The sequence below is a fragment of the Paraliomyxa miuraensis genome, assembly GCF_026337845.1.
Classification (GTDB): domain Bacteria; phylum Myxococcota_A; class Polyangia; order Nannocystales; family Nannocystaceae; genus Paraliomyxa; species Paraliomyxa miuraensis.
Window position 1 is genome coordinate 33,003 of record NZ_JAOVZF010000157.1, and the last position, 14,739, is coordinate 47,741.

At 71.1% G+C, this 14,739-nt stretch carries 9 protein-coding genes and 1 tRNA gene; 7 read left to right on the forward strand and 3 right to left on the reverse strand.

The window, feature by feature from the left end; genetic code table 11:
• Positions 1-274 precede the first annotated feature (274 nt).
• Positions 275-348, reverse strand: a tRNA-Met gene (locus OEB96_RS27555).
• Between the two features lie 232 nt (positions 349-580).
• On the opposite strand from OEB96_RS27555, the gene OEB96_RS27560 reads away from it, so the two are divergent.
• The gene (locus tag OEB96_RS27560; protein ID WP_266219742.1) at positions 581-3,619 is read left to right on the forward strand and encodes a helix-hairpin-helix domain-containing protein; all 3,039 of its coding nucleotides are present in this window, start codon (positions 581-583) and stop codon (positions 3,617-3,619) included.
• Between the two features lie 115 nt (positions 3,620-3,734).
• Here OEB96_RS27560 and OEB96_RS27565 read toward each other — a convergent pair whose 3' ends face one another.
• On the reverse strand, positions 3,735-4,274 hold the full coding sequence (locus OEB96_RS27565; RefSeq protein WP_266219743.1) for a YkgJ family cysteine cluster protein: 540 nt from the start codon (positions 4,272-4,274) through the stop codon (positions 3,735-3,737).
• A 7-nt stretch (positions 4,275-4,281) separates the two neighbouring features.
• Entirely contained in the window at positions 4,282-5,103 is an 822-nt protein-coding gene (locus OEB96_RS27570) for a hypothetical protein (protein ID WP_266219744.1), read from the reverse strand.
• 125 nt (positions 5,104-5,228) lie between these two features.
• Here OEB96_RS27570 and OEB96_RS27575 point away from each other — a divergent pair, with 125 nt between their 5' ends.
• From OEB96_RS27575 to OEB96_RS27600, 6 genes are all read left to right on the forward strand, one after another.
• On the forward strand, positions 5,229-6,167 hold the full coding sequence (locus OEB96_RS27575; RefSeq protein ID WP_266219745.1) for a tetratricopeptide repeat protein: 939 nt from the start codon (positions 5,229-5,231) through the stop codon (positions 6,165-6,167).
• Positions 6,168-6,376: 209 nt separating this feature from the next.
• On the forward strand, positions 6,377-6,937 hold the full coding sequence (locus OEB96_RS27580; protein WP_266219746.1) for a helix-turn-helix domain-containing protein: 561 nt from the start codon (positions 6,377-6,379) through the stop codon (positions 6,935-6,937).
• Between the two features lie 73 nt (positions 6,938-7,010).
• Positions 7,011-8,372 (forward strand): magnesium transporter, encoded by a 1,362-nt coding sequence (gene mgtE / locus OEB96_RS27585; protein WP_266219747.1) that lies wholly within the window; start codon positions 7,011-7,013, stop codon positions 8,370-8,372.
• Positions 8,373-8,440: 68 nt separating this feature from the next.
• A complete protein-coding gene (gene recO / locus OEB96_RS27590; RefSeq protein WP_266219748.1) occupies positions 8,441-9,211 on the forward strand; it encodes a DNA repair protein RecO in 771 nt (256 codons plus the stop codon).
• Between the two features lie 135 nt (positions 9,212-9,346).
• Positions 9,347-11,092 (forward strand): YncE family protein, encoded by a 1,746-nt coding sequence (locus OEB96_RS27595; RefSeq protein WP_266219749.1) that lies wholly within the window; start codon positions 9,347-9,349, stop codon positions 11,090-11,092.
• Positions 11,089-14,736, forward strand: coding sequence for a hypothetical protein (locus OEB96_RS27600; protein ID WP_266219750.1), 3,648 nt, complete (start codon positions 11,089-11,091; stop codon positions 14,734-14,736). Before OEB96_RS27595 ends, OEB96_RS27600 begins: the two co-directional genes overlap by 4 nt.
• Positions 14,737-14,739 lie beyond the last annotated feature (3 nt).

A 14,739-nucleotide genomic window follows, 5' to 3' on the forward strand; every position in this document is an offset into this window, starting at 1 on the left:
GGTCGAGTGGCACGAAAGTGCCATTCGACGCGAGGTCCCTGGCCTCGAGCAGAACGTGGCGACCGACCGGAGGAAAACGAGGGCTTGATGATGCGGATGAGCCTCGAGCCTTCGCGTAGCTCGAAGCCTTCGAGCAGCACGGCTTCGTCGGCCGTCCGCGAGCACACGGTCTCCGTGGTGCCTCCGATCCGACCCTTGTCCTCAGTTCGACTCCGCAGCCCGGCCGCCGAAAGAGCGAAGAGCCGCTCGGACATCTCCGAGCGGCTCTTCGTAGTAGCGGGGACAGGATTTGAACCTATGACCTCCGGGTTATGAGCCCGGCGAGCTACCTGGCTGCTCCACCCCGCATCAGGGACTTCGGCGCCGAAGTGCGGGGGGTTTTAGTCCGAGCCGAGCGGGTCGTCAAATACTTTGTTCGGGGGTGGCCCCGCGGAATCGACTCTCGGGCCCGGCCGTGGGACGCCAACCCTGCGGGGAGCCCGCGGAACCCGCGCGATTTTCCACCCGAAAGGGCCGAGCCTCGGAGATCCGTGCCGTCGCGCTTGACCCCGCGCGACGCGCTCCGTAGTTTTCTCGCCCCATGGACGCCGACATGAGCGCCGCGCTGGCGCCCGAGGCCCTCGCGCCTCCCATCGCCCGTGATCTCGGCCTTCCGGAGGCCGTGGTGACGGGGGTGCTTCGCCTGCTCGCTGCGGGAGCTCAGCCGGCGTTCCTCGCCCGCTTCCGGCCCGAGCGGATCGGGTCGCTCGAGCTCCGCGATCTCGAGCACGTGCAGGCACGAGCCGCCCAGGCCGTGGCCTTCGAGCTGCGTCGCGAGCAGTTGCGGCAGGAGCTCTCCGCTCGCAGTCCGATCGACGACGAGGTCGCACAGCTCCTGCGTACGGCACGAAATCCTGCCGAGCTCGAGGACGTTCGCCTCGGCGGTCGCAAGCGCAAGCGAGGTCCCGCCGCCAAGGCGCGGGCGCGAGGGCTCGGCGTGCTGGCAGCCAAGCTGTGGGCATGTGGCAGCGAGGGAACCCTGCGCGGCGACGCGTCGGGTCCGGCCGATGCCGATCCTCTGGATCTCGCGACCCAGCACCCATCGCGCCCGCTCCCCAGGGGCCAGGGCAAGGGCCCGCGCAAGGGCGAGGCAAAGGCGGTCGCCGAAGCCGAGGCGCAGGCCGAGAGCGCAGACCAGGCCGAGGGCATCGAGGCGAGCGCAGACCAGGCCGACGGCATCGAGGCGAGCGCAGACCAGGCCGACGGCATCGAGGCGAGCGCAGACCAGGCCGACGGCATCGAGGCGAGCGCAGACCAGGCCGACGGCATCGAGGCGAGCGAAGGATCGACCGAGGAATCGGTCGAAGGATCGCCCGAGCCGAGTGCACCAGCCGACGCAGCCGACGAGGCCGATCCGGGAGTCGAGTCCGCCGCAGCGAGCGACGACGCGGCCGAGGCTGCTCCGAACGAAGCCGCCGAGGCCGACCCCGAGACCGAAGCCGACGAGGACGAGCCCCAGACCCCGTCGCCCGAGCGCGATCTGGCCGGAGCCCGGGTGATCGTGGCCGACGAGGCGTTCCACGTGCCGTCGCTCATCCGTCGGCTGCGGGATCTGGTGCTCACCGATGGCCGGCTGCGGGCCACGATGGTGCCGGGCAAGAAGGACAAGGGGGGCCGCTACGCCAAGCTGGCCGAGCGCATCGAGCCGGTGGCCAAGCTGGCGCCCACGCACTTCCTGGGGCTGTGCCGCGGCGAGCGCGACGGCGTGCTCGAGCTGCACCTCGAGGTCGAGGTCGAGCCCTTCGATGCGGTGTGCGACGAGGTGCTGGGCATCGACGCATCACGCCCGTGCGGCGCCCAGCTCCGCCAGGCCCTGCACGAGGGCTGGATGGGCGCACCCGGTCGCGCGGTGCGGGCCAGCGCGCGCAAGGTCCTCAAGGCACGCATCGATCGCCAGGCGATCGCGGAGATCTGCGAGGCCTACCGCCCGCTGCTGCTGGCTCCGGCGCTCGGACCCCGGCCGGTGCTGGCCATCGAGCCTGGCTTCGAGCCTGGCTGCCGCCTGGCCGTGCTCGACCCCGACGGCCGCGTGGTCGCCCACGACACCGTCTATCCTCTACAGCCCAAGCTGCAGGCGCCGCAGGCCAAGGCGCGCATCGTGGAGCTGTGTCGCGAGCACGGCGTGACCGCGATCGCGGTGACCAATGCCAACGGGGGGCGCGACGTGGAGCGGCTGTGTCGCGACGCGATCCGCGAGGCCGATGCTCCGGGGTCGCAGGTCGGCGAGGGGGCTGCGGCGCCGGCCGAGGGCGCGGCGCCGGTCGAGGGCGCGGTGCCGACCGAGAGCGCGGCGCCGACCGAGGCCGAGCCCGGATCGAGCGAAGCGCCGGGTCTGCAGGAGGTGATCGTGGTGTCGGCCGATGCCGATGCCGCCGCGTTGTTCGCCAGCAGCCGGGCGGCCAAGCAAGAGCTGCCCGACATGGATGCTCCGCTTCGCCGCGCGGTGTCGGCCGGACGCCGGCTTCAGGATCCCCTGACCGAGCTGGCCAAGATCGATCCCCGCAAGCTCGGCCTGGGTCAGCATCAACACGAGGTCGAGCAAGAGGAGCTGCGCTCGGCGCTCGAGCAGGTCCTGGTATCGAGCTTCAACGAGGTGGGGGTCGACCCCAATCGAGCCTCCGCCGACGTGCTGGCGCGGATTTCGGGCATCAGCCACGCGCTGGCCAAGGCCATCGTCAGCCACCGCGAGCAGCACGGACCGCTGCGCAGCCGTCAGGCCCTGCTCGACATCCCGGGGGTGGCGGGCAAGGCGTTCGAGCAGGCGGCGGGCTTTCTGCGGATCGAGGATGGCGAGCATGCACTCGATCGCACCGCGATCCATCCCGAGCGCTACGGTCAGGTGATCGAGATGGCGCGCGAGGCCGGAGTGACGGTGGACGATCTGGTCGGCAACCCCGAGCTGGTCGCCAGGCTCGAGCCGGAGCGATTCCTCGAGCGCCCGGGTGCCAGCGGCGAGCCGCTGGGGCGGGCCACCCTCGATGCGATCCTCGAGCAGCTTCGCCAGCCGGGGACCGATCCGCGCCCGCCGTTCGAGCCCATCGAGTTCGAGCACCAGCTGCAGAGCTTCGAGGATCTCGCGGTGGGCATGGAGCTGACCGGCGTGGTGACCCACCTCGCGACCTTTGGTGCGTTCGTCAACGTGGGCCTGCCCCAGGAGGGCTTGGTGCACGTCAGCGAGCTGACCCACGGGTTCATCAACAGCCCGTTCGAGGCGGTGCACGTGGGGCAGCGCGTACGCGGGCGCGTGATCGAGGTGACGCCCGAGCGCAAGCGCTTCTCGATGAGCCTGCGCGCGCTGCAGCCCAGGCCCGAGGGCAAGGGCAAGCCCGGCGGCAAGCGCCGGCGCAAGCCCGATGGCGAGCGAGGGCCCCGAGGTGATCGCGATCGCGATCGCGGCGGCGACAAGGATCGCGGGCCTCGTGGCGACCGCGATGATCGTGGGCCCCGCGGTCCCGGCAAGGGTCGCAAGGGTGATCGCGGCGGTCCGCGTCCGCAGCAGGACAAGGGCCGGGGGAGCGATCGCGTGCTCGGGTTTCGGCTCGATCTCAGCGAGCTGGCGGAGCGGTTGGGCAAGGAATAGGGTCCCGAAGGGACCCGCAAGGCCCTGCGGCGCCGCCGGGCGACGCTCCCGAAGGGGCCGCCAAAGACAGGAATAGGGTCCCGAAGGGACCCGCCAAGGCCCTGCGGCGCCCGCTTCACGCGTCGTCGAGCACGTCGTCGGCCGCCGCCAGATCGCTGAGCGCCACGCGGTGGCCCTCGCCGTCCCACATCCTCGCCATGACCGACAGCGGGGCATTGACGGCCGACAGATCGAGCACGCTTTGCGCGGGCGGATCCTCGGTGGTGAAGTTCAGCGGGCAGCCCTGGAGGCCCTCGCCCGGGACGCGCGTCGGCAGGCCGTGGCCGCGGCAGATGAGCGGTCGCTCCTCGTAGATCGTGCAGCGGTCGTCGACCAGCAGCGCGCAGTGGTGCGCCGCGCCGGGATCGCCGGCCTGTCGCCGCACGCGCTCGCGAAGGGCCGGATCGGCACGGGCCAGACGGGCCAGCGCCACCCGGACGCGATGGGCCTCGATCTCGAACACGCCGAAGCGCTGGTGGCAGCAAGCGGCGCAGCCGGTGCGGCACTGCATGGCGCCGGGGCTGCGCGCCTTCGCGGCCGTGAAGTGATCGTCGACGCGGCGCCGCAAGATCAGCAGCGCGGCACCGGCGTGATCGCGTGCATGAGGCTCGGTCATCGCCCGGTCAGCGTTCGATCGCGCGGGGCGTGCGAACGTCGATGGAGAGCACGCCCTCGCCCACGCGCTCGCCGCCTTGCATGGGGGCTTGCACGGGGGCCTGCGGCGTGTGCAGCAGGAGATTGGTGCGCGGACCGGAGGTGGCGCTGCCGGTCACGCGAAAGCGGGCCGGGCCGGCATCGGGGGCCGGCTCGAAGGAGAGCAGCGCGCCGCCGTGGTGCGCCATGGCAAAGGTACGACCGTCGCTCACCATCACGTTGTGCGGAGGCTCGACCCCCAGCTCGTCGACCGCGGCCTGGAGCGCCTGGCGAATGATCTCGGGTGGCGAGTAGGTCTTGCGCAGACCACCCATGTCGTGGAGCTTGGCGAGGAACGACAAGAACACCAGCTCGCCATCGCTGCGATCGACCTGGTGACGCTCGAGGAACCCGGGAAGCGCCTGGCGCAGCCCGGATGCGCGGTTGGCCGGCAGCGGCGTACCGACGCGAACCCCCAGCCAGCGACGATAGCGGGAGAGGGCAGGGGTGGGGGTCGCGACCAGCCCCTCGCGCGCGGCCGAGTGCACCGAGAACGCTGCCACCACGCAAGAGGCCGGGGTGCGCAGTAGATCGTCGATGGGATCGACATCGCGATTGCGTACGATGGGGCGCGACTGAACCAGGGTCTCGTTGCCCCACGCCGCACCCACGCTCCATCCTCGCAGGGTGAGATCGCCGAGGGCGTCGTCGTAACCCGGGAGGTTGGCACGCAAGGTCTGCGTGAGCCATGGTCGGGCCCACGCCGCACCGTCGGGATGGGCGTCGAGCAGGGCGAGGAGCACGGCCGCCACGTCGCCCAGCATGCCGCATACCGCCGCCCAAGCAAGCCACGAATCATCGAAGGGAGGCTCGATGGCGCCCCCGATTCCTCGCCGGGTTTTTGGGAAGGGCCGCGCAACGGGGCTATGGTCCGACCATGCCCGGCACGTCCCGAGCTCGCGTTCACCTTGCGGTTCGTGCGCTGTCGCTCGCCCTCGTGGTTGGGAGCGTAGCAAGCGCACCGGGTTGCGCCTCGCGCCGCAATGCCGAGACCGACGATCCGGCCGCGCCAGACGCCAGCCCCGCCGACAAGCACTACGACGTGGCGGTGGGCTCGTTCCACAACGGCATGTTCGAGGACGCCAAGCTCCAGCTCGATCGGGCGCTGCGAGCCGATCCCGATCACGCCGACTCGTACTACCTCCAGGGGGTGCTGCTGCTCAACGAGGCGCGGACCCTGGTGGACGCAGTGGAGAGCCAGCAGTGCCTCCAGGACGACGCGGCGGAGCTCCAGCGGCAGCGAGCCCAGCAGCTGCACTCCCAGGCCCGCGAGTCGTTTGCCACGGCGGCCACGCGCTATCCCGAGGGGGCCGCTGGACGCGGGCGAGCCAACAATTCCCTGGCGGTGGTTTCGTTGTTCTTCCAGGAGAACGAGGCGGCCATCGAACACTCTCGTGCCGCGCTGGAGCAGCAGTTCTATGCGGATCGGTACTCGGCGCTCGCGAACCTGGGGTGGGCCTACTACAACCTGGGCGATCTCGTCAGCGCCACCAACGAGCTGCGCCAGTCCGTGCTGCTCAACCCCGACTTCTGCGTGGGACGCTATCGCTTGGCCCAGGTCTACCTCGACAGCGGGCTGATCGAGCAAGCGGTCGAGCAGGCGATGGCCGTGGTCGATGATCCGCGCTGCCCCATTCAGGATGCGCACCGAATCCTGGGGGTGGCCAGCCTCCGCCTGGGGGACGAACTCGCGGCCCGTGACGCCTTTGGGAGCTGTGTGACCATGGCCCCTCGAAGCTGTCTGGCCCAGGACTGTCGCCGATTCCTGGGCTCCGAGCCCAGCGCAGCCGACGCAATCGCTCAGGCGCCGCCGTAGGCCGAGATCGCACATGGGCGTCGGGTTCCGGGCGGCCCGTTCCATCGCATGGGGATGGATCGGCCCAACCCATTGAAAACACCGAATAAACGGTGCCGAGGCGGACGGCCGGGCGCCGACCGTGGACCTCCGGCCGGCGTTCGGGGGCGAGGCTGCCCCCTTGCCCCGCAGCGGGGCTTCGCGACACACTCGCGGCGATGCAAGCCGAGATGAGCCGTCTGCGCGTCGTCGCGTCCGACGCTCCCCCGTCGGTGGAGCACGACGCCTCGATCGAAGAGGACGTCTTGCCGACGCCGGGCGGCTACATTCGCGAGCAGCGTCTGCGTCGGGGCCTGAGCGTGGAGCAGCTCGCCGTGGCCACCAAGATCCCGGCCTCGAGCCTGCGATTGCTCGAGGCCGACGAGTTCGGTGCGCTGCCGGGCCCGGTGTTCGTCAAGGGCTTCTTGCGGTGCTGCACCCGCGCGCTGGGGCTGCCGTCGGAGACGGTGATGGAGCTGCTGTACGAGCGAGAGCGCGCCGCCCTGCAGGCGCGGCGTCAGCAGCAGCGACCGTCGTACTCCGAGACCGAGGTCGTTCCCTCGCCCAAGCTGCCGCCGCGGGTGAAGGTCAAGGAGCGGCCGGCGCCCGACGGTGGCGTGGTGCGGCAGGCCCTCGTTGGCCTGCCGCGCGCCAATACCCTGATCTGGCTGGTCGTGCTGGCCTTCATCGCGGTGCTGGTGATGGCCGCGTTCGGGTTGGCCGGCGACGGGTCCCTGGTGACCAACTCCTAGCCTGCGCTGCGGGGAGATCCCGACGCGATGACGCGTGGCGGGGTTGCGGGCTCGGACGTATCATCCGCGCGCGATGGTGGCCTCCCGCACGCGCAAGCTGGCGATTCTCCACACGCTGCTGCGTACGGGAGATCTGCGCCGGCTACGGCGGACCCTGAGCCGCCAGGACGACGTCCAGATCGCCCAGGAGCTCGACAACCTCGACGTCGCCGACCAGCGCCGCGTGCTGCAGCTGCTGCCCACCGAGCGGCGGCCGCAGGTGATCGAGTCGATGCGCTACGAGGCCGCCGCCGAGCTGGTGGCTGCGCTCGCGCCCGAGGAGGCGGCGCACCTGCTCGACGATCTCGAGGTCGACGACGTGGTCGACATCCTCGGGCGCCTGGACGCCGAGCAGCTGCAGCTCATCCTCAAGCGGCTCGACAAGGACGACGCCAACGAGCTCGAGGAGCTGCTCGCCTACGACGAGAACACGGCGGGCGGCCTGATGTCGCCGCAGTACTTCCGCGTGTCGCCCGACGCCACCGTGGGCGACGCCCTGGTGATGATCCAGGAGGAGGAAGAGCCGCCGGAGACCGCGTTCTACGTGTACGTGGTCGACTCGGTCGACGAGCGCCTGGTGGGGGTGATCTCGCTGCGGATGCTGGTGATCAGCCGACCCAACCAGACGATCCGCGACATCATGGAGCGGGAGGTGGTCAAGGTGACCGCCGACACCGACCAGGAAGACGTGGCCGAGCTGGTCAGCCGCTACGACCTGGTGTCGGTGCCCGTGGTCGACGAGCACGACGTGATGCTGGGGGTGGTCGAGGTCGACGACGTGGTCGACGTGATCCGCGAGGAGGCCACCGAGGACATCCTCAAGATGGCGGGCGCGGGCGAGGAGCTGGCCGAGGTCCGGACCTTCGTGGGCAGCTTTCGGGTGCGCTGGCGGTGGCTGTTGGCCGCGGCCGCGGGGGGCACGGCGGCCGCGCTGTCGCTGTCGGGCTTCGACACGGCGCTGGCCAGCGTGCCCGCGCTGGCGTTCTTCATGCCGGTGGTCGCGGGGATGGGCGGCAACGTGGGCATGCAGAGCTCGACGATCGTGGTCCGCGGCCTGGCGGTGGGGTTCGTCGAGGCCTCCCGCGTGCGTCGCCTGGTGTTTCGCGAGGTCTCGCTGGGGGCCAGCCTGGGGCTGCTGTACGGAGCGCTCATCGCCGCCGCCTCGATGGCCGTGGGCAACGCCGACGTCGACGCCTGGCGGCTGGGGCTGGTGGTGATGCTGGGCACGGCGGGCTCGATGACGATTGCGGCGGCGGTGGGCACCTGCACGCCGCTGGTGCTGGATCGCTTCGGAGTGGACCCCGCGGTGGCAACCGGGCCGTTCGTGACGACCTCGGTCGACGTCATGGGGCTCATCTTCTACTTTTGGCTGGCGACGGTGCTCATCGGCATCTAGACGGCCGGCACCCGGTGGCACCGATGCGGGGCGGAGGATGGACCAGTGGCTCGGAGCGGACGCCCGCGGTGATCCTGGCCACACGGGGGCTGGGCGAGGCGGATCTGCTGGTCGTGCTGCTCACCCCGGGGCAGGGCAAGGTGCGGGCGGCGGCTCGGCACGCGCGCAAGAGCAGGCGGCGGTTCCCCGGGGGGCTTTCGGGGGGGGCGGTGGGCGAGGCGACGGTGGCGATGCGAGGCGGTGGATCGAGCGGCGGTGGGCTGGCGCGGCTGGAGGCGTTCACCCCGGTCCGGGACCACGGCGCGCTCGGGCGCGATCTCTCGCGCTTTGCCCATGTGGCGTACCTGTGCGAGCTGACCGACGGCCTGCTGTACGAGCCCCAGCCCGACCCGGCGGTGTTCTCGGCGCTGTGCGAGGCGATCGGGCGCACGATGGAGCACGGCGCCGACGCGGGGACGCTGCGGCGCTACGAGCTGTGGCTGCTGCGTGCGCTGGGGCTGTTGCCCGCGCTCGACGGGTGCGCGGTGTGTGGGGACGAGCTGGCACCCGGCCCGACGGTGCTGTTCGACGAAGCGCACGGCGGGGCGCTGTGCCCGTTGCATGGCCGGGGTGCACGCCGGATTCCGGTCGAGGTGCTCGCGGCCGCGGTGGCGCTGCTGGTGGCGACCACGGAGCCCGAGGTGGATCAGGCGCTGCGGTCGGTGGCCGCTCGACCGGCCGGTGATCGGCGGGGCCTGCGAGATCTGGTGCTGGGCTGGCTGCGCCCCCACCTGCGACACCCGCTGCGCTCGCGGGAGTTCTTCGTGAAGCTGGGCCCGAGTGCCCCCGAGGATGGATAGTCGGCGGCCGGCCGCGTGATCGGGGTCACTGCCACCGAGGACCACCGGGCCGGCGGCCCTCGACCCCCGGTGTCGGTGCGGTGAAGGGTCCCGGCGGCGTGGGGCCGGTCGTGGCCCTGTGATAGCGTGCCGCCGATGCGAGCCCCCCTCGGGACCGCTGCGGCCCTGGTGCCGCTGCTCACGTTGGCAATGCCGGGCTGCCGCGAGTCCGGCTCGTCCGCCAACAACCTCGGCGTGCCTCCACCCGAAGGGATCCTGTTCTTTCCCAGCGGGCTGCTGCTCGATCCGGTGGTGCGCGACCCCGCGGCCGAGGGTGAGCAACCGGCGGCCCGCTATCTCTTCGTCGCCAACGGCAACAACGATCGCACCTACAACGCGGGCACGGTGGTGGCGATCGACCTGCGCGAGTTCTGGGATGCCTGGTACGACCCTGCCATCGGCGGGCTCGATCCCTACTGCGGGCCCGAACGCTGCGTGCTGCCTCCGGGCAGCGTCATCGACGAGAACGTGGACGAGGACGAGCTGCCCCTCGACCGTCCCTGTCGCCGGCTCCAGCTCGCGCCCCACGTGGTGGAGTGCGACGAGCGCTCGTTCGTCGCGGCGTCGGCGAGGGTGGGGGACTTTGCCACCACGCTGTCCCACTCGATCGAGGCCGACGGCAGCCTGCGGCTCTGGCTGCCCGTGCGCGGCGATCCGAGCATCACCTTCATCGACGTCGACCCGGACGGGGACGGCATCGAGATGAAGTGTGATCAGGGCGGCGATCTGGTCGACCCCAAGAAGTGCGGGCCCGCCCACCGTCTCGACCAGCTGCGCAACGACGACACGCTCGACCCGCTCGATCGCGAGCCGTTCAACGTGGTGGTGTGGAGCGAGACCACGGCCGACCCCGTGGCGGATCCACCCGAGCGCCTCGGCTTCGTCGCCCATGCGGCGGGGGCCGAGATGAGCCTCATCGATCTCGACGGCGTGCCGGGCGACTCCACGCCCGCGCTGGTCGACTTCGCCTCGCTCTACCAGACCCCCGGCGGGGGCACGGGTGGGTTCGGCCTCGCCGTGCGGCCCTGCTTCGCGGCCGGGCAGGGGCCGCTGGGCGCCGCCGATCCGGTCGACAACGTCCCCGTGCTCACCGAGGGCTGCACGCGGCCGCTGGTGTACACGAGCTTTCGCTACGTGGGTCGGGTGGCCAGCGTCACCGCCAGCGGACTCGAGGTCACGGGCGAGTACGACGACGTGGTCGCCCCCGCCGATCGCGAGGATTGCATGGTGCAGGTGGGGGGTCGCGAGGTCTACGCCGGCCCCTACTGCGCCGAGCCCTCGCAGCTCGACCAGCCGTGTGCGGTGTCCTGCGAGCCGCGCATCCGCTCGCCGCGGCAGTTCTTCCCCTCGCTCATCATCGGCGACAGCGCGTCGTCGGGTCCCGTGCTCGGCCACATCGCGTTCGCCGATCCGCGGGGCGACCAGCTGCTGGTGCTGCAGACCAACCCGGGGGGGCTCTTGTCGCTCGACACGTCGATCGGCCCCGACGGCGAGCCGCTCGACATTCCCTCGGCGCCGCCGGTCGAGATCTGTGCCGAGCCCTCGGTGATGCGGCTCTACACCGAGACCGACGGCAGCGGGCTGCCCGCGCAGCGCTACGCCCTCATCAGCTGCTTTCGGGCCGCGCTCGTCTACATCGTCGACATCGAGGCGCTGCGGGTGGTCGACTCGGTGGTGGTGGGGACCGGACCCCACGACATCGCGATCGACCAGGCTCGCGAGGTCGCCTACGTCATCAACAACCTCGAGTCCTCGGTCAGCGTGATCGATCTTTCGCGCACCCGAGGCACGCGCTTCCAAGAGCTGGCCCGCCTGGGTCTGCAGGATCCCTTCTCCCAATGAGCGCCCGTCGCGTCCCCGTCGATCCGTGTGCCGTCGCCCTCTTGGCGGCGGCGCTGTCCGGATGCCAGAACCAGCAGAGCATCGTGGTGCCCAACCGCGTGCTCGATCGCCCGCTCGACGTCGTGCTGGCGTGCGTGCAGTGGAGCGGCACCGCGGTCGAGGTGCTGTCGTTGAACCAGTGCAAGGACGAGGACGCCGGCAGCTGCAACGTGGTCGGCACGACGCCCCAGCTCATCGGGTTCGTGGCCAACTCCGAGCGCAACGAGCTGGCGATGTTCCGGCGCTGCGATCGGGAGGCGGCGCTGGTCGACCTCGATCCGCAGTCGCCCGGCTACAACCTGATCCCGGCCGGGATCCTGCCCTCGGCGCTCAGCATCACCGAGGACTCCTGCCGGGTGGTCGGCGCCAATGCGGGCAGCTGCGACTTCACGCTGGTCGACGTGCCAGGCATGGCGATCTATGCGCTGGACACCGATCTCTCGTCCAGCCAGGACGCCTCGCATGCCCCCGACGAGCCGCCCAGCGGCCTGCTGTCGACCCTGGTCCCGCGCACCTCCGAGGGCGTGCCGCTGGCCTCGTCGCCGGCCGCCATCGTCACCGTGCCCTCGTCGCTGAGCCTGGCGGGCCCGATCGACGACGAGGGCGAGGGCGGGGTCGTGGGCGACACCGACGCGGCGCCCGAGGGCACGATCTGCAGCGGGATCCGCCCCGCCAGCGTGTACGTGGCGTTTCCCTCGTGCCAGCTGGTGGCCGAGATCAGCCTGAGCACCTCGACCGTGCTCCAGAGCCGCCAGCTGGTCACCACCGAGACGGGGGAGGTCGAGATCGTCGACAGCGGCAGCACGCCGATCTGCCCCGTGGACTGCCCGGCCCAGCTCGAGGGCGGCGCGCCCGATGCATTCGAGCTGGTCGATCCCAACGGCGTGTTCCCCAGCACGCTGGCCCTGGTGATGACGCCCAGCCCCGATCTCGCCGACGATCCGGCCGAGAGCGCGGTGACCCACCCCTCGCTGTTCGTGGGAGGGCCGGGCTCGGACTTCGTGTTCGAGATCCCGATCGAGGACGACGGCACGTTCGCCCCGGTGGCCAACACGCTGCGGCTCGACGACCCGCAGGGGGTGCAGAAGATCCGGGTTACCCCGCCGTTCCTGCCCCCCGAGGACGCGGTACCGGGCGAGGCGAACGAGCCTCGGCAGTTCGTCTACGTGATCGCGGGCGATGGCTCGACTCACGTGGTCGACCGAGACTTCGACCCCGGCGTACTGGGCATCGAGTGTGACACGCAGATCGACCCCACGCTCGAGCCGCCGACCTTCTGCTCCCCGATCACCGTCGGGCAGAACGTCAACGCCATCGCGCGCCGGCCGTTTGCGGTGGGCCCGGGGATCCGGGCGCCGCTGGGCGCGACGATCAACGACTGGGTGTTCCACAAGCTCACCGCCGCGGACCTCGGCGCCGAAGAGGGGCAGGACGTCGACCAGAGCGACTGCAATCCCCGCACGCCGTTTTGCGTCCCCGGGATGGTGGGGGTGGGGGTGACCTCCCTGGGGACGGTGGTCTACTCGAGCTTTGGGCAGTACTCCGCCAGCGACACGGTCGCGGCCGGCATCGATCCGGTCGGCGTGATGCAGATCCAGGTGCGCCCGCACTCGCTGTGGCCGGCCATCGATCCGTTTGCGATCAACCCGCCCCCCGAGGCGCTGCCCCTGGTGTCCGACGAGGAGCCCGGGCGTGCGATCCCCGGCGGGGGGGTCGATGCACAGACCCTGTCGCCGTCGCTGCGGCGCATCGATCTGGCGTACTCGGCCGAGGGCAACGTGACGGCCGCACAGGAGGCCATCGCGAGTGCGCTGGGCGGAGTGACCAACGTGGATCAGCTCGGCAGCCGCGAGGGCGAGGGGCTCTACGAGGACCCGGTGGTACGCGCCGCCGTCCGCGACTTCCAGCAGTGGGGCACGCAGACCTGGACGTTCGAGTGGGAGCCCACCGTGCCGGGCACCACCAGCAGCACCGGCCTGCTCGAGTGCGACAACCACGGATCGGTCGACGGCAGCGGCAACGAGATCCCCGGGGGCACGTGCCGCAACGTCGAGCCCGACACCTCGCGCCTGCGGGACGAGAGCGCCAACTTCTGCGAGGACGGGGTGCTCGCGGGCGACAAGCTGGCGCTGCTCGGCTGCCTCGACGACGACAGCTGCGGGCTGGGGCAGCGCTGCCTGCGAGACCCCACCTCGCCCACCACCGCCTCGGGGATCTGCGTGTCGGCGCAGGCCTACGAGGATCCGGCCGAGCGCGAGGCGCTGCGGGACGCGTGCGCGCCGTTCATTCGCGACGCATGTGGATCGGCCCAGCGCGAGTATCGGATCACCCGCGCCACCAACGACGAGCTGTGGCTCCAGCCGCTCGAGCGACGGAGGCGCTCGGTGGTCCGTGACATGGCGGGCGAGGACGAGCCCGTGACCCTGCGCGAGTACACGGCCCGCTTCACCTGCGACGCGCCCGTGCGCCACGTGGTGGCGCAGACCTGCGTCGACGATGCGGACTGCCTGGCCGACCCGTACGACCCCGACAACCAGCGCGGGGACTTCTTTTGCGACAAGTCGGGGCTGCCGCCGCAGCAGCAGGCGTCGGGCGAGGGGCGCTGCATGGGTCAGCAGCCCGATGGCGGGTGCGCCGACGACGAGGACTGCCTGGGCCTGGGGGCGCAGTACCTGTGCGTCGACTCGACGTGCCGGGCGCCCTGTGATCTGTGCGCGCCGCCGGCCCAGCCCCCGCAGCCCTGCGACACCACGGTCATCGACGGCAGCGGCGAGGAGCAGCGCCAGGCGTGCCTGGGCGAGGACGAGGTCTGCATCGCGGGCATCTGCCACCAGCCCTGCGACGACGGCAACCCGGGCTGCCTGCTGAGCCCCTTGCCCGGGCCGCGCTGCTTTCCCGAGCTCAATCGCTACTCGATTCGGCTGAACGAGTCGTTCTCGTTCACCGGCAGCAGCACCTCGTTCCTGACCGACCGCGTGATCACCGACCCGAACACCGGGGAGTGCGTGGAGGATCCCGAGGTCTCGAGCCTGCTGACCAGCCGCATCCGGCTGGGGGCCGATGCCGCATCGACCTTTGGGACCGGGACCTGGCAGATCGCCGATTGCGTCAATCCCGAGGAGGCCCAGCCCAGCGATCCCAATCCGTGTCGGATCGCCACCGATCGCCTCACCGAGCCCGACAGCCTGTTCCACGGCTTCCGCTACGCCAACGAGCCGATCGCCGCGATCCGGTTCTCCAATCCGGTCATGTCGGTGACGATCGACCTGGTGAGCCTCTTGGGGATCACCGCCGATCCGCCAGAGTACGCGGGCGAGGCCTGGCCAGCGCAGTTCGCCGAGTTCCTGCGCGCGAGGATCCCCAGCGGGTACCGCGAGGAATTCTCCACCACCAACGGCTTCATTCCGTACAACGAGCCCGTGGTGGTGGGAGCCAGGACACCGATGGTCTATCCGGTCACCATCATCGCCGCCCCGGAAGCGCGTGCCGACTTCATCGTGGATGCGGGCGGTCGTGGTGGAGTGGCCGGGATCCGCGGGCAGGTCATCCGGATCACCCACGGCACGGGGCAGGTCCTCGCCGACGGCCAGTTCCTGGTACGCTAGTGC